This is a genomic window from Streptomyces sp. ISL-99 (assembly GCF_018614005.1).
Lineage (GTDB): Bacteria > Actinomycetota > Actinomycetes > Streptomycetales > Streptomycetaceae > Streptomyces > Streptomyces flavidovirens.
This window is the reverse complement of sequence record NZ_JAGGPC010000058.1, coordinates 15,737-41,840: the sequence shown is the minus strand read 5'-3', so window position 1 is coordinate 41,840 and position 26,104 is coordinate 15,737. Positions and strand designations below refer to the sequence as shown.

25 protein-coding genes are annotated in these 26,104 nt (G+C 72.1%); 16 read left to right on the top strand and 9 right to left on the bottom strand.

Annotated features, from left to right (window positions below; all coding sequences use genetic code 11):
- From J7E91_RS29970 to J7E91_RS29960, 3 genes are all read left to right on the top strand, one after another.
- Positions 1 to 1,103, top strand: a 1,103-nt coding sequence (locus J7E91_RS29970) for a pseudouridine synthase (protein ID WP_214909878.1), incomplete at its 5' end; no start/stop codon positions are given.
- Between the two features lie 259 nt (positions 1,104 to 1,362).
- Positions 1,363 to 2,127 (top strand): NUDIX domain-containing protein, encoded by a 765-nt coding sequence (locus J7E91_RS29965; RefSeq protein WP_214909876.1) that lies wholly within the window; start codon positions 1,363 to 1,365, stop codon positions 2,125 to 2,127.
- Entirely contained in the window at positions 2,124 to 3,125 is a 1,002-nt protein-coding gene (locus J7E91_RS29960; protein ID WP_214909874.1) for an ADP-ribosylglycohydrolase family protein, read from the top strand. Before J7E91_RS29965 ends, J7E91_RS29960 begins: the two co-directional genes overlap by 4 nt.
- A 38-nt stretch (positions 3,126 to 3,163) precedes the next feature.
- Here the strand turns inward: J7E91_RS29960 and J7E91_RS29955 are convergent, their stop codons facing one another.
- Positions 3,164 to 3,874, bottom strand: a complete 711-nt coding sequence (locus J7E91_RS29955) for a DNA polymerase beta superfamily protein (RefSeq protein ID WP_214909872.1) — start codon at positions 3,872 to 3,874, stop codon at positions 3,164 to 3,166.
- A 19-nt stretch (positions 3,875 to 3,893) separates the two neighbouring features.
- Positions 3,894 to 4,382, bottom strand: a complete 489-nt coding sequence (locus J7E91_RS29950) for a Rieske (2Fe-2S) protein (protein WP_374224798.1) — start codon at positions 4,380 to 4,382, stop codon at positions 3,894 to 3,896.
- Between the two features lie 199 nt (positions 4,383 to 4,581).
- Here J7E91_RS29950 and aroH point away from each other — a divergent pair, with 199 nt between their 5' ends.
- From aroH to der, 5 genes are all read left to right on the top strand, one after another.
- Entirely contained in the window at positions 4,582 to 4,944 is a 363-nt protein-coding gene (gene aroH / locus J7E91_RS29945; RefSeq protein WP_214909870.1) for a chorismate mutase, read from the top strand.
- On the top strand, positions 4,941 to 6,026 hold the full coding sequence (locus J7E91_RS29940; RefSeq protein WP_214909868.1) for a prephenate dehydrogenase: 1,086 nt from the start codon (positions 4,941 to 4,943) through the stop codon (positions 6,024 to 6,026). The genes aroH and J7E91_RS29940 overlap by 4 nt, the downstream gene beginning before the upstream one ends.
- A 167-nt stretch (positions 6,027 to 6,193) precedes the next feature.
- Entirely contained in the window at positions 6,194 to 6,901 is a 708-nt protein-coding gene (cmk, locus tag J7E91_RS29935) for a (d)CMP kinase (RefSeq protein WP_308377498.1), read from the top strand.
- A gap of 53 nt (positions 6,902 to 6,954) precedes the next feature.
- On the top strand, positions 6,955 to 7,542 hold the full coding sequence (locus tag J7E91_RS29930) for a 1-acyl-sn-glycerol-3-phosphate acyltransferase (protein WP_214909882.1): 588 nt from the start codon (positions 6,955 to 6,957) through the stop codon (positions 7,540 to 7,542).
- Between the two features lie 69 nt (positions 7,543 to 7,611).
- Entirely contained in the window at positions 7,612 to 9,072 is a 1,461-nt protein-coding gene (gene der, locus J7E91_RS29925) for a ribosome biogenesis GTPase Der (RefSeq protein WP_214909864.1), read from the top strand.
- A gap of 25 nt (positions 9,073 to 9,097) precedes the next feature.
- Here the strand turns inward: der and J7E91_RS29920 are convergent, their stop codons facing one another.
- Both J7E91_RS29920 and J7E91_RS29915 read right to left on the bottom strand, forming a co-directional pair.
- Positions 9,098 to 9,418 (bottom strand): hypothetical protein, encoded by a 321-nt coding sequence (locus J7E91_RS29920; RefSeq protein WP_251016467.1) that lies wholly within the window; start codon positions 9,416 to 9,418, stop codon positions 9,098 to 9,100.
- A gap of 160 nt (positions 9,419 to 9,578) precedes the next feature.
- The gene (locus J7E91_RS29915) at positions 9,579 to 10,370 is read right to left on the bottom strand and encodes a hypothetical protein (RefSeq protein WP_214909860.1); all 792 of its coding nucleotides are present in this window, start codon (positions 10,368 to 10,370) and stop codon (positions 9,579 to 9,581) included.
- Between the two features lie 228 nt (positions 10,371 to 10,598).
- Between J7E91_RS29915 and J7E91_RS29910 the strand changes: the two genes are divergently transcribed.
- Positions 10,599 to 11,231, top strand: a complete 633-nt coding sequence (locus tag J7E91_RS29910) for a transglycosylase family protein (RefSeq protein WP_214909858.1) — start codon at positions 10,599 to 10,601, stop codon at positions 11,229 to 11,231.
- Here J7E91_RS29910 and J7E91_RS29905 read toward each other — a convergent pair.
- From J7E91_RS29905 to J7E91_RS29895, 3 genes are read right to left on the bottom strand one after another with little or no spacing between them, the layout of a single operon-like run.
- Positions 11,173 to 11,889 carry an ATP-binding cassette domain-containing protein gene (locus J7E91_RS29905; RefSeq protein ID WP_214909856.1) on the bottom strand — a complete coding sequence of 239 codons (717 nt, stop codon included), beginning with the start codon at positions 11,887 to 11,889 and terminating at the stop codon, positions 11,173 to 11,175. The genes J7E91_RS29910 and J7E91_RS29905 overlap by 59 nt on opposite strands.
- Positions 11,886 to 14,594 carry an ATP-binding cassette domain-containing protein gene (locus J7E91_RS29900; protein WP_214909854.1) on the bottom strand — a complete coding sequence of 903 codons (2,709 nt, stop codon included), beginning with the start codon at positions 14,592 to 14,594 and terminating at the stop codon, positions 11,886 to 11,888. The genes J7E91_RS29905 and J7E91_RS29900 overlap by 4 nt, the downstream gene beginning before the upstream one ends.
- Before the next feature lie 4 nt (positions 14,595 to 14,598).
- Entirely contained in the window at positions 14,599 to 15,048 is a 450-nt protein-coding gene (locus tag J7E91_RS29895; RefSeq protein ID WP_214909880.1) for a hypothetical protein, read from the bottom strand.
- Between the two features lie 176 nt (positions 15,049 to 15,224).
- Here J7E91_RS29895 and J7E91_RS29890 point away from each other — a divergent pair, with 176 nt between their 5' ends.
- From J7E91_RS29890 to J7E91_RS29870, 5 genes are all read left to right on the top strand, one after another.
- Entirely contained in the window at positions 15,225 to 15,779 is a 555-nt protein-coding gene (locus tag J7E91_RS29890; RefSeq protein ID WP_251016466.1) for a hypothetical protein, read from the top strand.
- Positions 15,754 to 17,055, top strand: coding sequence for an ABC transporter substrate-binding protein (locus J7E91_RS29885; protein WP_214909850.1), 1,302 nt, complete (start codon positions 15,754 to 15,756; stop codon positions 17,053 to 17,055). Before J7E91_RS29890 ends, J7E91_RS29885 begins: the two co-directional genes overlap by 26 nt.
- Before the next feature lie 164 nt (positions 17,056 to 17,219).
- A complete protein-coding gene (locus tag J7E91_RS29880; RefSeq protein WP_214909847.1) occupies positions 17,220 to 18,503 on the top strand; it encodes a glycosyltransferase family 4 protein in 1,284 nt (427 codons plus the stop codon).
- Entirely contained in the window at positions 18,500 to 19,387 is an 888-nt protein-coding gene (locus tag J7E91_RS29875; RefSeq protein WP_214909846.1) for a transferase, read from the top strand. The genes J7E91_RS29880 and J7E91_RS29875 overlap by 4 nt, the downstream gene beginning before the upstream one ends.
- A 60-nt stretch (positions 19,388 to 19,447) precedes the next feature.
- Positions 19,448 to 20,422, top strand: coding sequence for a YafY family protein (locus tag J7E91_RS29870; protein ID WP_214909844.1), 975 nt, complete (start codon positions 19,448 to 19,450; stop codon positions 20,420 to 20,422).
- Here the strand turns inward: J7E91_RS29870 and ctaD are convergent.
- On the bottom strand, positions 20,355 to 22,085 hold the full coding sequence (gene ctaD, locus J7E91_RS29865) for a cytochrome c oxidase subunit I (protein WP_251016465.1): 1,731 nt from the start codon (positions 22,083 to 22,085) through the stop codon (positions 20,355 to 20,357). The genes J7E91_RS29870 and ctaD overlap by 68 nt on opposite strands.
- Positions 22,086 to 22,525: 440 nt before the next feature.
- Here ctaD and J7E91_RS29860 point away from each other — a divergent pair, with 440 nt between their 5' ends.
- Complete coding sequence (locus J7E91_RS29860) at positions 22,526 to 22,741, top strand: I78 family peptidase inhibitor (RefSeq protein WP_214909842.1); 216 nt, start codon at positions 22,526 to 22,528, stop codon at positions 22,739 to 22,741.
- 133 nt (positions 22,742 to 22,874) lie between these two features.
- Here J7E91_RS29860 and J7E91_RS29855 read toward each other — a convergent pair whose 3' ends face one another.
- Positions 22,875 to 23,912 carry a phosphatase PAP2 family protein gene (locus tag J7E91_RS29855; RefSeq protein WP_214909841.1) on the bottom strand — a complete coding sequence of 346 codons (1,038 nt, stop codon included), beginning with the start codon at positions 23,910 to 23,912 and terminating at the stop codon, positions 22,875 to 22,877.
- A 459-nt stretch (positions 23,913 to 24,371) separates the two neighbouring features.
- On the opposite strand from J7E91_RS29855, the gene J7E91_RS29850 reads away from it, so the two are divergent.
- Positions 24,372 to 26,087, top strand: a complete 1,716-nt coding sequence (locus J7E91_RS29850; protein WP_214909840.1) for an MFS transporter — start codon at positions 24,372 to 24,374, stop codon at positions 26,085 to 26,087.
- Positions 26,088 to 26,104: the final 17 nt, after the last annotated feature.

Below are 26,104 nucleotides of genomic sequence, written 5' to 3'. Positions count from 1 at the left end.
GAGCCCCCGCCGGGCGCGGTGGCGCGGGTGCGGGTGGAGCCGGCGCGGGTCGCGGTGGCGCGGGTGCGGGTCGTGGTGGAGCCGGCGCGGGCCGTGGCGGTGCGGGTGCGGGCGCCGGTCGTGGTGGCGCGGGCGCAGGTCGTGGTGGCAGCGGCGCCGGCGGCGCCTCGGGCACCGGCAGCCGTGGCGCGTCCGCGCGCGGTGGCGCCAAGGGTGGCCCCAAGGCACCGCAGGGCGGCTTCAGGACTCCCGGTCTGCGCCGTGGCCCGCAGAGTGCCCCCTCCCGTCCGCGCGAGCTCGACGCCAAGCTCGAGGAGCGCGTACGCGAGCGGCACAGCAAGCCCCAGGTGAAGACGCCCAAGACGTTCCCCGGAGCCGAGCAGGAGGGTGAGCGCCTGCAGAAGGTCCTCGCCCGCGCCGGCATGGGTTCGCGGCGCGCCTGCGAGGAGCTGATCGAGCAGGCCCGCGTCGAGGTCAACGGCGAGATCGTGACCGAGCAGGGCCGCCGGGTCGACGTGCACAAGGACGAGGTCAAGGTCGACGGCCTGACGGTCGCCACCCAGTCGCACCTCTTCTTCGCGCTCAACAAGCCGGCCGGCGTCGTCGCCACGATGGGCGACCCGGACGGCCGCCAGAACCTCAACGACTACGTCAACAACCGTGAGACGCGTCTCTTCCACGTGGGCCGGCTGGACACCGAGACCGAGGGCATCATCCTGCTCACCAACCACGGCGAGCTGGCCCACCGTCTCACCCACCCCAAGTACGGCGTGAAGAAGACCTACCTCGCCGCCATCCAGGGACCGCTCCCGCGCGACCTCGGCAAGCGGCTCAAGGACGGCATCGCGCTGGAGGACGGGTACGCCCGCGCCGACCACTTCCGTGTCGTCGAGAACACCGGCAAGAACTACCTGGTCGAGGTCACCCTCCACGAGGGCCGCAAGCACATCGTGCGCCGCATGCTGGCCGAGGCCGGCTTCCCGGTCGAGCGGCTCGTGCGGACGTCCTTCGGGCCGATCCCGCTGGGCGACCAGAAGTCCGGCTGGCTGCGCCGCCTCACGAACACCGAGGTCGGCATGCTGATGAAGGAAGTCGGTCTGTAACCGACGCCCCTTTTCACCCGAAGCCCCGGCGGGTTCCTGTGCGTACAGGAACCTGCCGGGGCTTTTTGCCGCTTGTGGATCGACACGGAACACCTTTATAGTCACTTTGACCATAAAGGGGCGGGCGTCATCGCCCCGCCGCCCAAGGCCGGCGGACCTGGACCCACGGGGGTGGACCAGGCCCGGCCGACGGCGGCGCGGGCGGTGGTGACCGTGACCTGTGTCCGGGCTCCCTCGCCCATCCCCTTGCGGAGAAGCGATGAACGAAGAGACGAAGTACGACCCGCACGCCTTCGAGCCGTTCGCCGTCACCGTCGACCTCGCCGTCTTCACCGTGCGCGAGAGCCGGCTGCACGTGCTGCTGATCCGGCGCGGACAGGAGCCGTACGCCGGGGCGTGGGCGCTGCCCGGCGGCTTCATACTGCCGCGCGAGTGCGCCGAGGACGCCGCCCGGCGTGAACTGGCCGAGGAGACCGGCCTGTCGCAGGAGTCCGCCACCGCGCTCCACCTGGAACAACTGCGTACGTACAGCGATCCCGACCGGGATCCGCGGATGCGCGTCGTCTCCGTCGCGTACACCGCGCTCGTGCCCGGCCTGCCCGAGCCGCGCGGCGGCGGCGACGCGGCGCACGCGCAGTGGATGCCCGTCGGCGGCCTGCCGGAGCTCGCCTTCGACCACGCGCGGATCATCACCGACGCGCGGGAGCGCATCCGCGCCAAGCTCGAATACACCTGCCTGGCCACCGCCTTCTGCCCGCCCGAATTCACGCTGGGCGAGCTCCAGCAGGTGTACGAGACGGTCTGGGGCGTGGAGCTCGACCGGCCCAACTTCCGGCGCAAGGTGCTCGCCTCGCCCGGCTTCGTGGAGCCGGTGCAAGGGGCGCCCCGGCGTACCGGCGGACGGGGGAAACCGGCCGCGCTCTACCGGTCCGGGACCGCCGCCGCTCTGCATCCACCACTGCTGCGCCCCGAACGACGGTCAGAACGATCAGAACGACGATCCGAAGGAGAACGGTCCGTATGAAGCAGGCAGCCACCGGGGCTCTCGTGGGACTCGCGCTCGGGGACGCGCTGGGCTTCCCGACCGAGTTCAACGACGTACCTTCGATCCTCGCCAAGTGCGGGCCGTGGCGGGAGATGGAACTGCCGTCACCCGCGATCGTCACGGACGACACCCAGATGACGCTCGCACTGGGACGCGCGATACGCGAGACGTCGGAGCGCGGCGTCGCCGGTCCGGAGCGGTTCGCGCAGCTGGTGCGCAAGGAGTTCGTCGCCTGGTACCACTCGCCGGAGAACAACCGGGCGCCGGGCAACACCTGTCTCGTCGCCTGTCGGCTGCTCGACGGCGACCGGCCCTGGCAGCAGGCCAGTCAGCTCGGCTCCAAGGGATGCGGGGCCAACATGCGGGTCGCGCCGCTCGGGCTCGTACCGGGGCTCAGCGAGGAGCAGCGCGCCGGGGCGGCGCAGTTGCAGTCGGCGCTCACGCACGGGCACCCCACGGCGCTGGCGGCGAGCGATCTGACGGCCCACGCGGTGTACCTGCTCGCGCAGGGGGCGGAGCCGACGGGGCTGGTGGGGCTGCTCCGTTCGTACGCGTACGAGAACCGCACCCGGTACCACGAGCGCTGGCTCGGCGACCTCTGGACGTACGCCCACGACGCCTCGCCGGAGGCGTTCATGGCGCGGGGCTGGGACGAGTGCCTGGCCGTACTGGAACGGCTGGCGGCGGCGCTGCGTACGCCGTCGCCGGAGACGGATCCCTGCCTGGCGACGGGCGACGGATGGATCGCCGAGGAGGCGCTCGCGACCGCGCTGCTGTGCTTCCTGCAGTTCCCCGGCGAGCCGGTCACCGCGCTGCGACGGGCCGCGTGTACGAAGGGCGACTCGGACTCGATCGCCTGCCTGGCGGGAGCGTTCGCGGGAGCGCACCTGGGCGCGGCGGTGTGGCCCGCCGAGTGGGCGGAGCACATCGAGTACCGGAGTGAGCTGCTGTCCCTCGGCGCGCTCTGGGACGCCTGATCCATGAGCGTGTACGAGTAGCGTCTGCGCGCGGTCCGTCAGCGGGCTGAAGCGCGGCGGGTGCGGTGCAGGAAGTCCTCCACGCGGGGGCGGTTCGGCTCTGCCGGGAGGGGGCTCTTCGGCTCGGCCGCTTCCGCCTCCGCCGCCAGGACCTCCATCCGGCGCTCGACCTCCGGCCATGTCACCTCGCCGCGCTTGACCGCGAGCAGCCGCTCGCGGTCCTCGCCGACGTCGATCACCAGCTCGCCCGTGCGCAGCAGATCGCGGCAGCTCCCGAGGAGCCGCAGCAGGTGCATGGCGTGCTTCCAGCGCGGGGCGCCGTGCTGCCGTACGTCCGCCTCCAGCTTCTTGCGCTGACCGGCCGCGTACCGGGCGAACGTCTGGTGGGCCCGGCGGGAGAGGAACGCGTCGCGCAGGGCGAGCAGTTCGCGGCCGGTGGCGTCGACGTGCTCGACCAGCGGGGAGTGCAGGCACTCCAGGATGTTGGGGTTGGCGCGCAGGCCCAGCTCGCAGAAACGTTCCAGCTCCCAGGAGAACTGCTCGTCCGCCGGCCCTTCGACATGTGTCGGCGGCTTCTCGAAGCGCCAGTACAGCGGCGTCGGCGCGACGAAGACACCGCGCCGGTCCGTGTCGCTGCCGTCCGTCGCCAGGCCGAAGGCGCGCGAGCCCATCACGCAGGAGTAGACCGTGTGGTCGCGTATGAGGTCCTCGGGCGTGGGAGTGGCAGGCGGGGCGGCGGGCTCGGTCATGCTGCGGATTGTGCCGCAGTCAGGGCAGCCGGATCGAGCCACTTTCCACGGTGATCTGCCGCTGCGGGAGCGGCCTGCGGGCCGGACCGTTCGCGACCGAAGCGTCCGCGACCCGGAACTTGCTGCCGTGGCAGGCGCAGTTGATGGTGCCGCCCTCGACACTGGCGACGGTGCAGCCCTGATGGGTGCAGACCGCGGAGAAGGCCTTGAAGGTGCCCTCCTCCGGCTGCGTCACCACAATTTTCTCGCCCTCGAAGACCTTGCCGCCTCCCACCGGGATCTCCGAGGTCCCGGCGAGCGCCCGGCCGCCGGGCGGGTCCTCGGCGGGCGGCGAGTCCCCGGGCGGCTCCGAGGGCGCCGGCTCGGTCTCTTCGGTGCCCCCGCCGTTCTCGTCGCCGTTCCCGCCGCAACCGGCCGCCAGCGCACTGCCCGCCGCCCCGGCGGCGGCCGTGAGGACCGCCCGGCGGCTCGTAACCTTGCCCATCACATGCTCCTCAAGTCGTCTCATGTCCAGCCATGTGCCGGCGGCCCCGGCGCGAAGCAGCAGCATCTTCGCGCCGAACACCCCCAGGACGAAGCACCCGAGGAGCGAAACAGGCAGAGAGTGGCGTCCGTAGCCCGAACAGGCCCGTGAAAGCAGGCGGGGCTCCCGCCCAACTAGGCTGAATCATGCAGGGGCACAAGAGGTACGGAGCGAGGAGCACGACGTGGCAGTACGAGCGGTGCGTGGGGCCGTCCAGCTGGAGCGGGACGAGGCCGGGCACATGAACGAGCGGGTCGGCGAGCTGCTCGCGGCCATCCTGGAGCGCAACGGGCTCACCCCGGACGACCTCATCAGCGTCTGGTTCACGGCCACCCCCGATCTCCACAGCGACTTCCCGGCCGCCGCCGCGCGCAAGCTCGGCATCGTCGACGTACCGCTCATCTGCGCCCAGGAACTGGACATAGCGGGTGCCATGCCCCGTGTCGTACGGATCCTCGCGCACGTCGAGTCGGACCTGCCCAAGTCCTCCATCTCGCACATCTACCTCGGCGCCGCAGCCGCCCTCCGCAAGGACATCGCCCAGTGAGAACCGCCCTCGTCATCGGCACCGGCCTCATCGGCACCTCCGCGGCCCTCGCCCTCGCCGGGCGCGGCGTCGCCGTCCACCTCACCGACCACGACCCGGCGCAGGCCCACACCGCCGCAGCCCTCGGCGCCGGCACCGACGAGGCGCCCGAGGGGCCCGTCGACCTGGCCGTCGTCGCCGTACCGCCCGCGCACGTGGCCGCGACGGTGGCCGACGCCATGCGGCGCGGGCTCGCCCGCGCGTACATCGACGTCGCCAGCGTCAAGGGCGGACCGCGCCGCGAGCTGGAGGCGCTGGGCTGCGACCTCACGTCGTACATCGGTACGCACCCGATGTCCGGCAAGGAACGTTCCGGCCCGCTCGCCGCGACCGCCGACCTCTTCGAGGGCCGCCCCTGGGTCCTCACCCCCACCCGCGACACCGACACCGAGGTGCTCAACCTCGTGCTGGAGCTGGTCGCCCTGTGCCGGGCCGTCCCCGTGGTGATGGACGCGGACGCCCACGACCGTGCGGTCGCACTGGTCTCGCACACCCCGCAGCTCGTCTCCTCGATGGTCGCAGCGAGGCTCGCGGACGCGGACGAGACGGCGGTACGGCTGTGCGGCCAGGGGATCAGGGACGTCACCCGCATCGCCGCCTCCGACCCCCGGATGTGGGTCGAGATCCTCTCCGCCAACCCGGGCCCGGTGGCGGACGTACTCACCGGCGTCGCGGCCGACCTGGAGGAGACCGTCCAGGCGCTGCGGGCCCTGCAGTCCGCCGACGACGAGAAGCGCCGCAGCGGCGCCGACGGTATCGAGGACGTGCTGCGGCGCGGCAACACCGGCCGCGAGCGGGTGCCGGGCAAGCACGGCGCCGCCCCGTCGGCGTACGAGATCGTCGCCGTCCTCATCAGCGACCGTCCCGGCGAGCTGGCGAGGATCTTCGCCGACGCGGGGCGTGCGGGCATCAACATCGAGGACGTACGCATCGAGCACGCGACGGGCCAGCAGGCGGGCGTGGTCCAGCTCATGGTGGAACCGGCGGCCGCACCCGGGCTGACCGCGTCACTGCGGGAGCGGGGCTGGTCGATCCGCCAGTAGCCGGCTCCGCCGTCCGCCAGTGGCTCCGCCGGTAGCGGCCTCCAGGGTCCACGGCGGTGTCCGGTTTGTGGGGGCTTCGTATGGGCGTCGAGGGCGGGCCCGGGGACTCGGTAACCTTGTGTGGGGTCCGTTGGGCCTCCGCCCGCCCAAGCCCGTGTACCAGGAAGGTGTCCTACACCGTGGAAACCGCCGCCCGGACCGCCCCGGCAGCAGTGATTGTCGCCATCGACGGCCCCTCCGGCACGGGCAAGTCCAGCACCTCCAAGGCCGTCGCCGCCAAGCTCGGCCTGAGCTACCTGGACACCGGCGCCCAGTACCGGGCGATCACCTGGTGGATGCTGAACAACGGCATCGACGTCACGGACCCCGTCGCCATCGCGGACGCCGCGGGCAAGCCCGTGATCGTCTCCGGCACCGACCCGTCCGCCCCCACGATCACGGTGGACGGAATCGACGCCTCCGGGCCGATCCGCACCCAGGAGGTCACCTCCAAGGTGAGCGCCGTGAGCGCCGTGCCCGAGGTGCGCACCCTCATCACCGAGCTGCAGCGGTCCATCGCCAAGGGCGCCGGCCTCGGCATCGTCGTCGAGGGACGCGACATCGGTACGACCGTGCTGCCGGACGCGGACCTCAAGATCTTCCTGACCGCGTCTCCCGAGGCGCGCGCCGCCCGCCGGAGCGGCGAGCTCAAGGGCGCGGACGTGTCCGCGACCCGCGAGGCCCTGCTGAAGCGGGACGCGGCCGACTCCAGCCGCAAGACGTCGCCGCTCGCCAAGGCGGACGACGCGGTCGAGGTCGACACCAGCGACCTCACGCTGGAGCAGGTCATCGAGTGTGTCGTTACCCTGGTCGAGGGGAAGCGGGCCGCGAAGTGACCGCACCCACACTGCGTGGTGCGGCGGTCGGACGCGGCATCGGCATCGGCCTCATGTACGGGCTGTGGAAGCCCCGCGTCCTGGGTGCCTGGCGGGTGCCCATGAGCGGTCCGGTGATCCTCGCGGTGAACCACTCGCACATGATCGACGGTCCCATGCTGATGGGGACGGCCCCCAGGCCGGTGCACTTCCTGATCAAGAAAGAGGCGTTCGTCGGCCCCCTCGACCCGTTCCTGCGCGGAATCGGGCAGCTGAAGGTGGACCGTACGACCGCCGACCGCACGGCGATCTCCAACGCGCTGGGCGTGCTGGCGGACGGCGGGGTGCTGGGGATCTTCCCCGAGGGCACGAGGGGCGAGGGCGACTTCGCGTCGCTGCGCGCCGGGCTTTCGTACTTCGCCGTACGCAGCGGGGCGCCGATCGTCCCGGTGGCGGTGCTCGGCAGTACGGAGCGCCGCGGCCGGCTCATACGCGGGCTGCCGCCGCTGCGCAGCCGGGTGGACGTCGTCTTCGGTGACCCCTTCGAGGCCGGGGACGGCAGCGGACGGCGCACGCGCAAGGCGCTGGACGAGGCCACCGTACGTATCCAGGAGCGGCTGACCGCCCACCTGGAAAGTGCCAGGCGCTTCACCGGGCGCTAGGCGAGACTTGAGTAGTGGACCGCGCGAATCGGGTGGTCCATCGATGATGATGAACGAGGAACGGACTTCATGAACGACCAGATTCACTCCGGCGACGAGCACGGAGCACTTGGCGACGCCGAGTACGCGGAGTTCATGGAGCTCGCCGCGCAGGAGGGCTTCGACCCCGAAGAGGTCGAAGGCGCGATCGGCGAGGCCGGTCACGGCCCGCTGCCGGTCCTCGCCGTCGTCGGCCGCCCCAATGTCGGCAAGTCGACCCTGGTGAACCGCATCATCGGCCGCCGTGAGGCCGTCGTCGAGGACAAGCCCGGCGTCACCCGTGACCGCGTCACCTACGAGGCCGAGTGGGCCGGACGCCGCTTCAAGATCGTCGACACCGGCGGCTGGGAGCAGGACGTCCTCGGCATCGACGCGTCCGTCGCCGCCCAGGCGGAGTACGCGATCGAGGCCGCCGACGCGGTCGTCTTCGTCGTCGACTCCACGGTCGGCGCGACCGACACCGACGAGGCCGTCGTACGGCTGCTGCGCAAGGCCGGCAAGCCCGTGGTGCTCTGTGCCAACAAGGTCGACGGCCTGAGCGGCGAGGCGGACGCGGCCTCGCTGTGGTCGCTCGGTCTCGGCCAGCCCCACCCCGTCTCCTCGCTGCACGGCCGCGGCACCGGCGACATGCTGGACGCCATCCTGGAGGCCCTGCCGGAGGCCCCGGCCCAGTCCTTCGGTCTGGCCACCGGCGGCCCGCGCCGTATCGCGCTCATCGGCCGCCCGAACGTCGGCAAGTCGTCGCTGCTGAACCGGGTGGCGAACGAGGACCGCGTCGTCGTCAACGAGGTCGCGGGCACCACGCGCGACCCGGTCGACGAGCTGATCGAGCTCGGCGGCATCACCTGGAAGTTCATCGACACGGCCGGCATCCGCCGCCGCGTTCACCTCCAGGAGGGCGCGGACTACTACGCCTCGCTGCGTACCGCCGCCGCTGTCGAGAAGGCCGAGGTCGCGGTCGTACTGATCGACGCCAGCGAGTCCATCAGCGTGCAGGACCAGCGCATCATCACGATGGCCGTCGAAGCGGGCCGCGCGCTGGTCATCGCGTACAACAAGTGGGACACCCTCGACGAGGAGCGCCGCTACTACCTGGAGCGCGAGATCGAGACCGAGCTCGCCCAGGTCGCGTGGGCGCCGCGGGTGAACGTCTCGGCTCAGACCGGCCGTCACATGGAGAAGCTGGTCCCGGCGATCGAGACCGCGCTGGCAGGCTGGGAGACGCGCATCCCGACGGGCAGGCTCAACGCCTTCCTCGGCGAGATCGTCGCCTCCCACCCGCACCCGGTCCGCGGCGGCAAGCAGCCCCGCATCCTCTTCGGTACCCAGGCCGGAGCCAAGCCGCCGCGGTTCGTGCTCTTCGCCTCCGGCTTCCTGGAGGCCGGTTACCGGCGCTTCATCGAGCGCCGGCTGCGCGAGGAGTTCGGCTTCGAGGGCACGCCGATCCACATCTCGGTGCGGGTGCGCGAGAAGCGCGGCCGCAAGAAGTGACGCGGACAGGCCCTGGGCCGAGTGCCTAGAAGCCCCGACGGGGAGCGGGCGGCAGCGCGGCCGGGAAGCGATTCCCGGTGTGCTGCCGCCCGTTGCTGTGGGGGGTGGTGCTGCTGTCGCTGCTCGTGACGCGCCAGAAGCCGGTGTGGCCGCCGTGCGTTCCCTGACCGGTGTGACTCGTGGAGCCCTGGCCGTGGCGCGGCCCGGCGAAGCCCGTGAACCCCAGTTCCTCCTCGCCGCTGCGGTCGCCGGGCAGCGCCCGGAAGGACCTGCGGTACTCCAAGTAGAGCGCGTCGTAGATCGGGGTGTGCGAGGGTTCGGCCCGGGTCTCCCGCGAGGGACGCATCGCGGGGATCGGGCTCTGGTACGGCTGATGGCGTGGGGGGTCGTATGAGTGCACGTATGTGCCAACGACCCCAGCGCCCGTCGGATGCGGGCCGAGCAGGGGATTCCCTGCTCGGCGGGGGTGAGCGGTGCGCAGGGACCCGTCGTAAGGCCCGTGCCCGTCAGGTGCCGGCCAGCGGCATGGCGGCGGCGGCCAGCACGCCACGGGCGGCGGCCCGCTCCAGCGCGCTGCGCAGCAGGTCCTCACGCGGCTGCTGGCCGATCGAACCGGCGGGCGCGGTGTAGACGAGGACGGTGCTCGACTTGTTGGCCGCTGTCCGCCAGCCATCGGTGACCTGGAGCGGCTGGTGGGCCTGCCACCAGGAGACCGGGCTGCCGCCGGCGGCCCCGGGCTGGAGTACGGCGTGCAGCTGGCCCATGGCGAGCAGGACCGACCAGCCGGGCAGCGGAGCGGGCACCTGGTTCATGTCGGTGACCGGCCGGAAGCCCTGCTCGGTGACGAGCGCGAGGAACTCGTCGGTGGTGCCGCCGGAACCGGGGCGGGCGACGGGGCCGCTCGGCTCGACCACCAGCGCCGGGTGCAGCCGACCGTTGATCAGTACGAGGCCGCTGGTGATCCCGAGCACGGCCTGGTCGGGCGAGCCGCCGAATTTCTCGGCGCCGGGGAGGTCGGGGGCGCCGCCCGTGATGCTGCGTACGGCGCCCTGGAGCTGCTCCTCCGCCACCTGGACGACCTGCGAAGGAATACAGGTGGCGTGGGCGAACGCGAGCACGGCGGTTTCGTCGCCGACGAAGAGCACGGTGCTCGTGCGCTCCAGTTCGGAGTCGCCCTGGGTGCGGCAGGAGGTGCAGTCGTAGTTGCCCGGGGCGTTCTCGCCGGCGAGCAGACGGTCGGCTTCTTCGTTGCCGATCTCGGCGCGTACGTCGTCGCTGACGTCGAGCATGCGCGGCACGGGGACTCCTCGGACTCGGTGCGGGTGCCGGGCGGTTCCCGGCTCGTCAAGAAGACAACGGGTGATCTGTCGCCGGGGTCACGCGTAGAGGGGAACGGAATCGAACTCGTCGGCCGGGTCGGCGCCCTTCGGCGCCCGGTTGATGTACCGTCCGCCGACCGGGTGGGGCTTTCCCTGTCCGCCGCGCGGCACGTGAGCCGGTGCGAAGGCGATGCTTAGCGTGGCGCGATGCCGAAGCTGCCGCAGTCCCGCTGCCTGCCGGTCGCCCTGCTCGCCGTACTGCTGGCCCTCTGCCCGACGGGCGCGCGGGCCGCTGTCCCGACGGGCGCCCAGGCCGCGCCACTGCCGCCCGCGCCACCGACGCCCGTGCCCGGTCCCGGCACGCCGTCGGTGGGCGGCTGCGTCGCGGACGAGTGGCCCTGGGGCTGCCTCGCCGAGTGCGAGAGCGGCGGTGACTGGCACATCAACACCGGGAACGGTTACTACGGCGGACTGCAGTTCCGGCAGTCGACATGGGCGGAGCACGGCGGGCTCGCGTACGCCCCGCGCGCCGACCTCGCCACCCGCGCGGAGCAGATCAAGGTCGCGGAGAAGGTGCTCGCCACCCAGGGGTGGAAGGCGTGGCCCGCCTGCTCCAAGCGCTACCACCTCGTCGGCCGGATGCATGTGGTGCAGGCCGGTGACACGCTCGCCTCGATCGCCCGCCGCTACCGGGTGCGGGGCGGCTGGAAGGCGCTCCATCAGGCCAACGCGGAGGTGATCGGCCGCGACCCGGACCGGATCCGTACCGGGACCATGCTCGTCATTCCGTCGGCGACGGGCGGGACTGCGCGTACCGCGGTTCTGACGCCTCTCCGCTGAACACCACTGCTCCGCGGCGCAGTTCATGCACGAAGACGGGGAGCCGCGTCGTCCGGCTCAGCAGAGCGGGCGGCAGTCTCTGCTCCGCCAGCACGACCGTCGTGGTGGGGGCGAGTGCGGCGAGCAGTTCGTACGTACGGGCGGCCATCGGGGGCGACATGCCCTGCGTGGGTTCGTCGAGGAGGACCACGCGGGCGCGGGACAGGAACGCGCGGGAGACCGCCAGCATCCGCTGCTCGCCACCGGAGAGGGTTCCCGCGCGGCGGGGGAGGAGGGCGCGCAGCGCCGGGTAGGCGGTGAGCGCCGGAGTGATGTCGTCTCCTGGTGCGGCGAGTGGTACGGCGAGGGCGAGTTCGAGGTTCTCCGCGACGGTGAGGGACGGGTGGACGGCGTGCCCGTCCGGTACGAAGCACAGGCCGCGGCGGGCGCGGTCGTGGGCGCGCAGGCGGGTGACGTCCGTGCCGCGCCACAGGACCTGGCCGCCGGCGAGGGGCACCGTACCGGCGAGGGCGCGCAGGACGGTTGTACGGCCGGAACCGTTGCGGCCGAGCAGGACGGTGGGGGCGCCGCCCGCCGGGACGGGGAGGTCCACCCCGTGCAGGGCCTCCAGGGGGCCGTAGCGGACGCGGGCGCGGCGGAGTTCGATCTCGATGCTCATGGCGTGATGCGCCCTGCCGTCATGGTGTGCACGGTGTGGGCGATGTCCGCGACCAGGTCGAGGTCGTGCTCGACGACGAGCACGGCCATGCCGTCGGCCGCGAGTGCGGCCATGACGCGGGCCAGGCGCTGCGCCTCGGCGGTGTCGAGCCCGGCGGCGGGCTCGTCGAGGAGGAGCGTGTGCGGGCGTCCCGCGAGCGCCCTGCCGAGCTCCACGCGGCGCAGGGTGCCGGTGGGGAGGGCGGCGGCTCGGTGGTGGCGGACGGGGCCCGCGAGGTCCAGGAGGCGCAGTACGGCTTCCAGGGCGGTGGGGTCGCCGTGTCGCACGTGGCCCTGCTCGGCGCCGAGCGCGACGTTCTCCTCGACGGTGAGGGAGGGGAAGACGGCGAGCTCCTGGAAGGTTGTGGCGATGCCGAGGCGGGTGCGGGTGTGTGGGGGTGTGCGGGTGATGTCCGCGCCGTTCAGCTCCACCCGGCCGGAGTCGGGGCGCAGGGTGCCGCTCAGGCAGTGGAAGAGGGTGCTCTTGCCGGCTCCGTTGGCACCGACCAGTGCGGTCACGCGGCCGGGCTCGACGGTGAGGTCGACGCCGTCGAGGGCGGTGTACGCGCCGTAGCTGAGGCGTAGGGCGTGGGCGGTGAGGGGGGCTCGGGGTGAGCCGCCCCGCCGCCGCCTCTCCCTGGCTGCGGGCCCGCTGCGCGGGGCCTTCCCCGACCCACCCCTCCCCGCAGCGACACTTTGCGGCTCCGCCGCGTGGGGGCTCCGCCCCGGACCCCGGTCCTCAAACGCCGGACGGGCTGGAAATTGCGGCGTAGCCGAGGAAGCAGGGCGTGCTGGGGGAGCAGTGGCTGGTGGGGGAATCAGGCCGTCCGGGGGGTGAGGGTGCCGTCGCCGGGGGGTTCGGGGGCCGGGGGTTTGATCGCGGTGGGGGAACGGTGGTCTGGTCGGCCAGGGGTGGCGGCCCAGCAGCACCGCCAGTACGCCGATCAGCGCTGCCGCCGCGCCTCCCCCGACACCCGCGTCCACGCCCACCAGGAGCGCCGCCGCCGCGCACGCGCCCAGGAGGTTGTCGGCGCCCAGGACCACCACGGCCGCGAACCACAGCAGCGCGCGCACCGGGTCGTACGCCGCCGGGTCGAACGCGCGCAGGCCCAGGCCCAGCATGCCGCCGCCCAGGGCGGCCAGCGCCGCGCCCGTGACGAAGGTGAGGAGCTTCAGGGCGGGGACGGGGACGCCCGCCGCCGACGCACCCGTCTCGTGGTCGCGCATCGCCGCCAGCGCGCGGCCCGTGCGGCCACGGCGCAGCGCCGCCACCGACAGGAGGGCGGCGGCCAGCAGGGTCAGTTCCAGGGCGTAGTACACGCGGTCGGAGTGGAAGCCGGCCGGGCGGTCCAGGCCGAGGCCGGCCGTGGCGTACGGCTGCGCGAAGACGAAGCGGCTCACCGCGACGCCGAACGCGAGGGTGGTGAGGGCCAGGGCGAGGCCCCGGCGCCCGATCGCCGGCCAGCCGAGCAGTACGCCGAGCGGGGCCACGAGCACCACCGCGACGGCCAGCGCCGGGAGTTCCGGCATGGGCGGCAGGCCGGGGAAGCGGCCCGCCGCCAGGAGCGCGGTGAAGAGGGCGCCCAGACCGGCGTACGCCGCCTGGCCCAGGGAGATCTGACCGCCCCGGCCCGTCACCACCACCAGCGAGAGGAGGATCACCGCCAGTGCCGGGACCTGGACGGACGTCTGGAGGTCGGAGCCCGCGAAGCCGAACGGGAGGAGGAAAAGGACGCCCGCCACCAGCCACGCGACCGGCGGCGTGGGCGGGAGGGCGGGGGCGGGGGCCGAGGTGCTGGGCAGCGCGGCGCGGGTGTCCGTCACGGGCACCGTCAGGGCCGCGATCAGCAGCGCCACCACGAAGAGGTTCGCGCCGACCGCCTGGACCAGCGGCTCGGCCCAGGCGGACGACGGGTGCACACGCGTCAACTGCGCCTGCGCCACCCCGATCGCCAGCGCCGCGCCCACCGCGACCGGCAGGCTCCGCATCCGCGCCAGCACCGCCACCGCGATCACCTCGACGACGAGGAGGGGCAGCCCGTAGGGGTCCAGGCGTACGTACAGAGCGAGGAGTACGCCCGTCAGTCCGGCCGTGAACGAGCCGAACGCCCAGCCCGCCGCCGCCACCCGGTCCGTGTCCGTCCCGCCCAGCGCGGCCAGCGGACGGTTGTCGACGACCGCCCGCAGCTCCCGCCCGAACCGCGTCCACCGCGTGACCGCGTCGACGAGGGCGGCGAGGACCAGTACCGCCGCCAACTGCGCCCACGGGTCGCCGGAGAGCAGCACGGGCGCGTCCGCGCGGGCTCCCGTGCCCCACAGCAGCGCCGCGCCGCCGACGAGGAGGACGAATACGCCGATCGAGGCCACCAGGGTCTGCGCGGGACCGCTGCCGAGGACCGCCAGCGGCCGGAACACCGCGCGGTCCAGCAGCAGTCCGATGCCGGGCGCGACCACCACCAGCGTCACGGCGGCCGCGAGGGGCAGTGGCCAGTCCCATTCCACGGCCAGTTGGCGCAGTACGTACGCGCAGACCATGGCGATCGCGCCGTGCGCCAGGTTCAGCACGCCGGTCGCGCGGTAGGTGACGATCAGTCCGATGCCGGTGAGCGCCGCCGCGCTGCCGACGGCGAGCCCCGCCAGCGTGAGGTCGTAGGTCAGCGACGACACCGTGTCAGGCCTCGGGGGAGGATGCGGGCGGTCCGGGTTCGCAGACCGGACAGAGGCCAAGACCGGACGGGTCGTCGGGCGGCGCGGCGCCCGGTTTGCCGGTGACGAGCGGGCAGTCGGGCCGGTGGAGCAGCGTCCCGCCGGGGACCCGCACGAGAGGGCCTTCCGCGGACGGCGGCGGCGTGGGTGCTCCTTCCAACGGCTCCGCCCCGGCGTCCGTGTCCGTCTCGGTGTCGTCCGTGGCCGCCGGCCCCCGGTCGCCGCGCGCGAGGAGCACCGCACCGGCGACGATCAGCGCCGCACCGGGCACCGTGCAGGAGGCGATGTACGGGAGCTGCCGCTCCGCGAAGCGCTCGCCGGACACCCCGTACCACCCGGTCACGCAGAGCACGGCCCCGCAGACCAGCGCCGCCAGGCCCGCCCACAGCAGCGGGCGCCGGACAGGGTGCGGCACGGGGCGCGGCGGCCTGTCGTCGCGCGGTCGCGTCCTGTGCACCGGTACCCCCTCAAGGCACTTGTCGGGCTGTACGGGCCTGCCCTTCGTGGCGATACGTTGCACTATGCCCCGAAGCGTCAGACCCTGGAAGCATCGGGCCGAACGGCCCGATCGGACACCCGGTGGTGAGCCAGATGGTCCTCAGCAGACAGGGCAGACACAGCAGATACGGCAGGCACCCTCGAACAGCGGCCTGGGCGGCCGCCGCCATGCTGATCCTGGTACCCGCTGCCGCCGCGTGCGGGGACGACAACGACGCCCCCGAGGCACCGCCGCGTTCCCCCGCCGTCGGCACCAGCCCTCCGGCGATCCCGGAGCGGGACGCGCCCGCCGACCCCGCGGCGGCCAGGGCGGCGGTCGAGAAGAGCTGGAAGACGTTCTTCGACCCCAAGGCGTCGGTGGAGACCAAGGCGAAGGTGCTGCAGAACGGCGAGCGGATGCGCTCCCTGTTGACCGCCTTCGCCGATGACCCGAACGCCAAGAGGTCCTCGGTGGACGTCAAGGACGTGAAGTTCACCTCCGCCACCGAGGCGGATGTGACGTACGACCTGCTCGTCGGTGGACAGCCCGCGCTGCCCGACAGCAAGGGCACCTCCGTCCTCCAGGGCGACGTGTGGAAGGTCTCCGTCAAGACCCTGTGCGCGCTGGTCCAGGTCAGCGGCAATGCGCCTGTCCCTCCGGGCTGCTGAATGCCTGCTGTTCGCGGCGCTCCTCCTGCTGAGCGCCGCGTGCGGCAGCAGGCTGCCCGAGCGCGACTTCGAGGGCCGCCGCAGCGCCCCGCCGCCCGCCCGGAAGGCCGAGCCGGTACGTATCGGCATCATCACCAGCGCCACCAGCCCGGTCGGCGGCGCGGCGTTCACCGGACCGAGGGACGGCGCCCTGGCCTACTTCGACGCGCTCAACGCGGGCGGCGGCATCGACGGCCGCAAGGTCGAGGTGTTCACCTGCGACGACGGCGGCAGCGGCGTCGGCAACAACGACTGCGTGCACCGGCTCCTCGACGAGCGGAAGGTCTTCGCGCTGGTCGCGACGACGGCCCTGGAGTACGCGGGCGCCCCGCGCGTCGCCGCCGCGGGCGTCCCCGACATCGGCGGCCAGCCCATCGGTCCGGCGTACGACACCTACCCCCACCTGTACGGGATCTACGGCAGCGACGCCCCGCGCACCGGGGGCGAGCCGGGCTGGAACGGCACGCTCTACGGCGGCACCGAGGTCTACCGCTACTTCAAGCGCGAGCACGGCGCGCGCACCGCCGCCGTGGTCTCCTACAACCAGGCCGCGTCGGCGGCGTACGCTCGGCTGGTCACCAAGGGCCTGCGGGCCGAGGGCTACCGGGTCGTCACGGAACAGGTCGACTTCGCCCTGCCCAACTTCCGTGCTGTCGCGGCGGACCTCAAGGACCGCGGGGCGGACCTGGTCTTCGACGCGATGGACACGCACGGCAACGTTCAGCTGTGCGAGGCGATGGACGCGGTCGGCGTCGGGATCACCGCCAAGGTCACCAATGTGCAGAACTGGTCGTCCGCCGTTCCCGAGGACTTCAGGAACGCGCCACGCTGCCGCAACACGCAGTGGGCCACCGGATCCAGCCGCAACTACGACGACGTGGGCCATCCGGCCGTACGGGAGTTCCGCGAGGCGATGCGCGAGGCGGGGAAGGACCGGGAGCTCTCCCAGTGGCAGTTGGAGGGCTGGGCGGCCGCGATGTGGTTCACGGACGCCGCCAAGTCGTGCGGACGGGCGCTCACGCGCGCGTGCGTCGAGGCGTACCTGAACCGCGAAGAGCCGTACACCGCGCGCGGACTGCTGCTTCCCGTGTCGTACGAGCGACGGGCCGAGCCGCCCGCGTCGCGGCACACGTGCCTGTCGGTGGCGCGGTGGCGGGACGGGGCCGGATGGGTGACGCAGGGGGGTGACATGACGCGCAACTGCTTCACCGTTCCGCAGCTTCCCTACCGGCCCTGATGCGTAGAACGGCGGTTTGGTTGCCTGCTTGTGCTATCGATGTCACAACCGTATTAGAACGATTTGATGCGACCCAGAGCAATCGGTTTCAGCCCAGTACAGTCCATTTCTGTAAGCAGGCGGACAAGATCGGTCCGCTGAAGATCTGGGGGTCTCGTCGGCGTATGCACATCTCTTTCCTGCTCCACAACGCGTACGGCATCGGCGGGACGATCCGTACGACGTTCAACCTCGCCCAGGCGCTGGCCGAGCAGCACGACGTCGAGATCGTCTCGGTCTTCCGCCACCGCGACGAGCCGGCGATGGGCGCGCCCGCCGGCGTACGCCTGGACTACCTGGTGGATCTGCGGAAGAAGAGCCACGGATACGACGGTGACGACGAGCGGTTCGCGCTCCCCGCCAAGGTGTTCCCGGCGGGCGACGGCCGCCACAAGCAGTACAGCCGCCTCACCGACGCCCGTATCGCCACGCACCTGAAGTCCACGGAGGCGGACGTCGTCGTCGGCACCCGCCCCGGACTCAACGTGCACATCAGCCGGCAGACCAGGCGCGGCCCGGTGCGGGTCGGCCAGGAACACCTCACGCTCGCCGGTCACAGCTACCGGTTGCGCCGCGAACTGAGCCACCGTTACGGCCTGCTGGACGCCGTCACCACCGTCACCGAGGCCGATGCCCACGCGTACCGCACCCGCCTCAAGCTGCCGGGCGTACGGATCGAAGCCGTGCCCAACAGCGTGCCCGCGCCGCTCGTCGCCCCGGCCGACTCCAGCGCCAAGTGGGTCGTCGCGGCGGGCCGGCTCCACAAGGTCAAGCGGTACGACCTGCTGATCAAGGCCTTCGCGAAGGTCGTCACCGCCCGGCCCGACTGGCGGCTGCGCATTTACGGCAGCGGCGACGCGAGCGGCAACGAGAAGAACGCCCTGCACGCCCTCGTCGCCGAACTCGGGCTCCACAACCACGTCTTCCTGATGGGACCGGCCAGCCCCATCGAACCCGAGTGGGTCAAGGGCTCGATCGCCGCGGTCACCTCCGACCACGAGTCCTTCGGCATGACCATCGTCGAAGCGATGCGCTCCGGACTGCCGGTCGTCTCCACCGACTGCCCGCACGGACCCGGCGAGATCATCACCGACGGATCCGACGGACGGCTGGTGCCGGTCGGGGACACCGACGCGGTCGCCGACGCGCTTCTCGGACTGATCAACGACGACGAGCTGCGGCGCGCCATGGGCGCGGCCGCGCTCGAAAGCTCCGCCCGCTTCGATCCGGGACTCGTCGCCGAGCGCCACGAGGCACTGTTCACCGAACTGGTCTCGCGCGGCTCCCACGGCCGCTCCCGCAGCCGGACCCACGACGCGCTGTACCTGGCCCGGGGAGCGGTGCTCGACGGGGCGTACTCCCTCCGCTACAAGGCCGCCTCCGTGCTCCGGAAAGGGCAGACCGCATGACCAGCACCTCGACCCGCACGGAGCCGCCGCGCGCCGACTGCATCGCGGACTCCGCGGGCGGCATCACCTTCGACATCGTGGGGGACGCGTCGCCGGGCGCCGTGCTCGTACTGCGGCGGCGCGGCGGGAAGACGGCCGCGGACGTCATGCGGCTGCCGCTCACGCCCGCCGGGGAGGGCCGGCTGCGCGCAGTGCTGCCGAGCACGGTCGAGATACCGGAGGGGCGTTGGGACGCCTTCACCACGCACGGGGACGAGGACGCCGGGGAACAGCGCATCGAGCCCGGCATCAGGGACCTGCGCTCGCTCGTCGACCGTGCCCCCGACCCCGGGCGCGCCCAGGTCGCGGTACGCATCCCGTACCCGACGCTCGACGGCAAGCTCGCGGTGCGCTGCTGGCTGCGCGCGCCGCACGCGGAGGCCGGGACCCTCACCTTCGCGCGGGGTGAGATGACGCTGGAGGGGCGGCTGTACGGCACCGGGCCCGGCGGCGGCGCGATGGTCGTCGAGGCCAGGCTGCGCGGCGCGAAGAAGGACGTGTACCGGGCGCCGGTGACGGTCCGGGACGACGGCACGTTCACCTTCACCCTGGAGTACGAGCCGCTGGCCGAGGGGCGCGGCGACGAGCAGCGGCTGTGGGACCTGTGGCTGTGCCCGGCGGACGCGGAGCCCGGACAGGCGGCCGGGATACGCGTCGGGCGCATCCTGGACGACGTGTGGGACAAGAAGGGCGTCTTCCGCTACCCGGTCCTGCCGGTCCAGGGCCCGAAGGTGACCCGGCCGACCACGGCGTACCCGTACTTCACCGTCGACAACGACCTCAGCGTGCGGCTCGACACCGCGAAGCAGGAGCCGGAGCAGGGACAGGAGCAGGGGCAGAAGTAGAGCAGAACGGCCAGGGCTTGAGGACACTGGCTGTCCGCGAGCCCTGGCAGACTCGCCTCCATGTTGGAGACCTCGGCACGTCTGCTGCGCCTGCTCTCGCTGCTCCAGGCCCACCGCGAATGGCCGGGCCCGGACCTGGCCGAGCGGCTCGGCGTCACCCCGCGCACCGTGCGCCGCGACGTCGACCGGCTGCGCGAGCTCGGCTACCCCGTCAACGCCAGCCCCGGCACGGGCGGCGGCTACCAGCTCGGCGCGGGCGCCGAACTGCCGCCGCTGCTGCTCGACGACGAGGAGGCCGTGGCCGTCGCGGTCGGGCTGCGCACCGCCGCCGGACAGGGCATCGAGGGCATCGGCGAGACGTCCGTACGCGCGCTGGCCGAGCTGGAACAGGTGCTGCCGAACCGGCTGCGCCGCCGCGTCGGCGCGCTCAACGCCTTCACCGTCCCCATGCTGCGCGGCCCTGGGGCGGCCACCGTCGACGCCTCGGTGCTGACCGAACTGGCCAACGCCTGCCGGGACAGCGAGCGGCTGCGCTTCGAGTACCGCGACCACGGCGGCAGTTCCACCCGCAGGACCGTCGAGCCGCACCGCCTGGTGTGCACCGAGCGCCGCTGGTACCTCGTCGCCTGGGACCTGGACCGCTCGGACTGGCGTACGTTCCGGGCGGACCGGATCACCCCCACGCCCCCGCACGGCCCGCGCTTCGTCCCGCGCGATCCCCCGGCCGAGGACCTCGCGGCGTACGTCTGCGAGGGCGTGTCCACCGGGGCGTACGCCGCGACGGCGGTGGTCCGGCTGCTGGCGCCCCTGGAGGAGGCGCGGCAGGCGGTCTCGCCGAGCGACGGCGTCCTCGAAGCCGTCGACGAGCACAGCTGTCTGCTGCGCACCGGGGCTGCGAGCCTCGACGAGCTGGTCATTCACATCATGCTGAGGGGCTTCGACTTCGAGGTGGTCGAGCCGCCGGAGCTCACGGAGCGGATCCGGTGGGCCCGTGATCTCCTCGCGCGCTCTCTGGATCGAGGGGCGCGGGCTTGACCTGGGTGGCCCGCTGGAGCGCCGCGAACTCGGGGTGGTGCAGGTCGAAGGCGGGCGACTCGGAGCGGATGCGGGGGAGGGTGACGAAGTTGTGGCGCGGCGGCGGGCAGGAGGTCGCCCACTCCAGCGAACGGCCGTAGCCCCACGGATCGTCGACGCCGACCTTCGTCCCGTACTTCGCCGTCTTCCAGAGGTTGTAGAGGAACGGCAGCGTGGACAGGCCGAGCAGGAACGCGCCGATGGAGGAGACGGTGTTGAGGAGCGTGAAGCCGTCGGCCGCCAGGTAGTCGGCGTACCGGCGCGGCATTCCCTCGGCGCCCAGCCAGTGCTGGACCAGGAACGTGGTGTGGAAGCCGATGAAGAGCGTCCAGAACTGGATCTTGCCGAGCCGCTCGTCGAGCATCTTGCCGGTGAACTTCGGCCACCAGAAGAAGAAACCGGCGAAGGTCGCGAAGACGACCGTGCCGAAGACGACGTAGTGGAAGTGCGCCACCACGAAGTACGAGTCGGTGACGTGGAAGTCCAGCGGCGGTGAGGCGAGGATGACGCCGGTCAGGCCGCCGAAGAGGAAGCTCACCAGGAAGCCGACGGCCCACAGCATCGGCGTCTCGAAGGAGAGCGAGCCCTTGAGCATCGTCCCCGTCCAGTTGAAGAACTTCACTCCGGTCGGGACGGCGATGAGGAACGACATGAAGGAGAAGAAGGGCAGCAGCACCGCGCCCGTCGCGAACATGTGGTGCGCCCAGACGACCAGCGAGAGCCCGGTGATGGCCATGGTCGCGCCGACCAGCATCACGTAACCGAAGATCGGCTTCCGCGAGAAGACCGGGATGATCTCGGTGATGATGCCGAAGAACGGCAGCGCGATGATGTAGACCTCCGGATGGCCGAAGAACCAGAAGAGGTGCTGCCACAGCAGCGCCCCGCCGTTCTCGGCCTCGAAGACCATCGACCCGAACCGCCGGTCCGCCTCCAGGACCAGCAGCGCGGCCGCCAGCACGGGGAAGGCGACCAGCACCAGGATCGAGGTGAACAGGACGTTCCAGGTGAAGACCGGCATACGGAACATGGTCATGCCGGGGGCGCGCATCCCGATGATGGTGGTCAGGAAGTTGACCGCGCCGAGGATCGTGCCGAAGCCGGAGAGCGCCAGGCCCATGATCCACAGGTCGGCGCCGATGCCGGGGGACCGCTCCAGGCCACTGAGCGGGGCGTACGCGAACCAGCCGAAGTTCGCCGGGCCGCTCGGGACGAGCAGCGAGCCGAGGACGATGAGGCCGCCGAAGAGGAACAGCCAGTACGAGAGCATGTTCAGCCGGGGGAACGCGACGTCGGGCGCGCCGATCTGGAGCGGCATGATCTCGTTGGCGAAGCCGGCGAAGGTCGGCGTCGCGAAGAGCAGCAGCATGATCGTGCCGTGCATCGTGAAGGCCTGGTTGAACTCGTTGTTGCTCATCAGCTGGAGCCCCGGCCTGGCCAGCTCGGCGCGCATCATCAGCGCCATCAGCCCGGCCACCAGGAAGAAGACGAACGACGTGATCAGGTAGAGATGCCCGATCTTCTTGTGGTCCGTGGTCGTCAGCCAGTCCACGGCCACGCGGCCGGGCTGCCGCTGCCGTCCGGGCCCCGCGACCGCCGCGGCGGTGTCCGTCTCCGTTCCCATCGCTTTGCTCCCCTCGGGCTTCAGGTAGCAGGCTGCGGACACATGATGCTCGCGTCGGCCCCCGGTCCGACAGGGTGCGTACGTGGCCGGATACGCCTTCGGGGCTGCGGCATGCACGCTGCCCGGTGCGGATTCTGTGGCGAAAACGTGAATTGGCGACGGCCCGTCAGCTTTCATCGGCGGACCCGCCGGGTGAATAGCGGGGGAGCGCCGTCAGGGGCGCCGGGAATGAATTAAGAACCTGCTATTGCGTGATCATTCCAGAGGCGTGCAATTAACTTCCACGGGTACCCGACTGCCCTTTCGGGTGAAGGAGTTCATGCCAAACGCCTGTCGTGATCCTGTGACACAAGTGTGACCGCTGAGGTATCTGGGGCGGTGACACACAGCTCGGACCCCCACGCTTCCTTCCCCGCCCCCGGCGGCCTACCGTGAGTCCCATGGCACCTCTACCTACCCCTTCCGAACAGCCCGACGACGCCCCTGAGGCGTACGTCGGCCTCGAAGCGACCAGCGCCGAGCGGCTGGCCCGAGAGCGGGGCTGGACCACCGTCAGGGCGCTTCCGCCGGGCTCGATCATCACCATGGAGTACCTGGTGGGCCGCCTCAACTTCGAGGTCAAGGACAACACCGTCATCCGCTGCTGGAAGGGCTGACCGGACGCGACCGAAGCCGGACACGACCCACCCGGACACGACGAAGGCCCCGGCGGGCTCTCATGGGAGCCGCCGGGGCCTTCGTCGTGCGGGGTGAGGCCTGTGCGTACCGTCCCCGCGTCCTGCGGGCGGGTCAGCCGCCGGCCACCGGCCGGGGCGACGAGCCGGGGCGCGCCGCGCCCGTACGGTCGGCGTGCGGCGGGCGGCGGCCGCCCGCCGGTGTGACGGCGACCCGCTCCGGGCGGACCGGGTGGGGCCGCTGCGCGAGGTGAACGGCGGTCCTCGTGCTGCCCGTGGAGCGGCCACTGCCCGCGCCCACCGGCTCGCGGGCCGGCTTGTCGGCCTGAGCGGTGCTGCGGGCGGTGGGGTGGCGCTGCGGGAACAGGGCCGGGGACAGGCGGCCGCCGGCCGGTGCGGGCCGCGTGGCGCCGAGCCTGCGACGTGCCCGCCAGGCCTCGCGCACCGCGAAGACCCAGGCTTCGGTGCGGCCGATCAGCGGCTCGAACCAGGGCAGGCTCAGCAGGATCAGCAGCCCCGCCGCCCAGCCGAGCAGCACGTCGCTCACCCAGTGCGTGCCCAGGTACACGGTGGTCGCGCCGACGCCCAGGGCGACGACGGCGGAGAGCACCGAAAGCCAGCGCCTGGCCCTCGGGGTGGTGGCCAGGTAGGCCAGGATGCCCCAGGTGACCACGGCGTTGGCGGTGTGACCGGAAGGAAATATATCGCCGCCCGCGAACATCTCGGCCGAGCCGATCTCCGTCGCGTAGTGCGGACCGAGGCGGCCGAGGCCGAGCTTGACCGCGCCCACCGTCACGTTCAGCAGGAGGAGCGAGGCGCCCAGCGTCAGCAGCGGGCGCAGTGTGTGCTGGCGCCAGGAGCGCCAGCCGAGCCAGGCCGCCACCATCACGGCGGTGGGGCCGCGCTGCCCGAGCACCACGAAGTAGTCCAGGAAGGCATGGAGTTGTGGCCACTGCTCGTACGGCCGGAACAGCATGACCTTCCAGTCGAGGGCCACCAGCCAGGACGTGATCAGCACGGCCCAGACGATGGCGATGTAGAACGCCAGCGTCGAACCGAAGAGAGCCGTACGGGTACGGCTCATCCCGGGGATCTCTATCTTCGGCGGCTCCGGTTCCCGGTCCAGCCGGGCAAAGATTCGGTCGGTACGCACTGAATCGACGTTACAGCGGGTGAGTGAGAAGCCCGGCCCATCCGGCACCTTTGTGATGACGATGTGATGTGGGGTGTGTCTCATCGAGAGCCTGATTTCAGGCCGTTCGGGAATGCGTGGCGGCCGGATGCGCAATTCATTCGGAGGCCCGCTCGTAAGAGTGAATGCGCTTCGACGAATTGGGTTCATCGGAACTCAACATGGAATTTCCCGCCCCCTCATGCGGCCCTCAAGATCACTGACGGCCCGCCGGCCGGTCTCCCGGCAGGTCCCCGGCGACGTGGCGCACGCCACACCCCGCCGCCCGACCCTGTGAGAGGTGCACCACGCGGCACGGGTGCGAACTCGCGTACTCTGACGGCTCACTCGCCCGTCGATGCCGGGCCCGCAGGGACGTTGGACAACGCCGTTCCCGCCGGTCCGCCGAGCGTGAGGGATGCGCCACTGGGAGGGACGTACATGTCAGGGACGACCACGGCCGGAACACAGCGGTCTGCGGGCGCCCCCGGGCACCGGCCGGGTGTGAAGGCCGCGAGGGACGCGAAAGCCGCGAGGAGCGTGAAGGCCGCGAAGAGCGGCCCCCGCAACCGGTGGGCCGTGCTGGTCGTCCTGTGCGTCAGCCTGCTGCTGGTCGCTCTCGACGCGACGATCCTGCACATCGCCGTCCCGGCCGTCTCCGAGGACCTGCGCCCCGGCGCGATGGAACTGCTCTGGATCGTCGACGCCTATCCGCTGGTCTGCGCCTCGCTGCTGATCCTCTTCGGCACGCTCGGCGACCGCGTCGGGCGCCGCCGCGTCCTGCTGCTCGGTTACGGACTCTTCGGCGGCGCGTCCGCGCTGGCCGCCTTCGCCGACGGCCCGCACGTCCTCATCGCGGCCCGCGCGCTGCTCGGCGTCGGCGGCGCGATGATCATGCCCGCGACGCTGTCGATCCTCCGCCAGGTCTTCCCCGACCGCAGCGAGCGCGCCGTCGCCATCGGCATCTGGACCGCGGTCGCGGCCATAGGCGCCGCCACCGGCCCGGTGCTCGGTGGCTTCCTCATCCAGCACTTCTGGTGGGGATCGGTCTTCCTCATCAACATCCCGCTGATGGCACTGATCCTGCCGGCCGGCCGCTGGCTGCTGCCGGAATCACGGGGGAGCGGCCAGGGCCCCTGGGACGTGCTCGGCGCGCTGATGGCGGCGGCCGGTGTGCTCGGCGTGGTCCTCGGCGTGAAGCGGGTCGGCGGCGGCGAGGGCATCGCCGACGCCAGGACGCTGCTGCCGCTGCTCGTCGGCTCCGCGCTGCTCGTCCTGTTCGTACGGCGGCAAAGGACGCGGAGTCAGCCGCTCGTCGACGTCACGATGTTCGCCAGGCCCGCCTTCTCCACGTCCGTCGGATGCATCGTCCTGGCGATGCTGGCGCTGGTCGGCCTGGAGCTGATCGCCGTCCAGTACCTCCAACTGGTGCTCGAACTGAGCCCGCTGGAGACCGGACTGCGGCTGCTGCCGCTGACCTTCGCCGCGATGGCGGCCGGTGCCACCGGTTCGTACACCCTCCAGCGCGTCGGCCCGCGCGTCATGGTCTCGTCCGGCTTCGTGCTGACCGCCGCGGCCGTGCTCGTACTGACCCTGATGGGGCAGCACGACCGGCCCTCGCTGCTGACCGCGGGATTCGTGCTGCTCGGCTTCGGGCTCCAGACCACGCTCTTCGGGGCGTACGAGTCGATGCTGAGCGAGGCCCCGGCCGAGCACGCGGGCGGCGCCGCCGCCATCGGCGAGACCTCCTACCAGCTCGGCGCCGGCATGGGCATCGCCCTGCTCGGCAGCGTCATGAACGCCGCGTACGCCCCCGGAGTCGCCGCGATCCCCGGGGTCTCCACGGCGGACAGCGCGGGCGCGGCGAACTCGCTCGGCGAGGCGTACACGGTCGCGTCCCAGATCGGCGGGCCGGCCGGGGAGGCGCTGCGCTCCACCGCGCGGCACGCCTTTGTGCACGGCCTGCACGTGACGCTCTTCGTCAGCGCCGGGCTGCTGCTGCTCGGCGCGCTGGCGGCGCTGAGACTGCCGCGGCTGATGGACTGCGGTGCGCGGGACGAGGAGAAGGAGCCTGTGCGCGAGCCTTCGCCGCAGGTGAAGGTCCCGGCATGCCGGGAGCACGCCGAGCGGGCCGGGTCTGGACGGGCCGCGCGCTGAACCCGTAACGTCGGCCG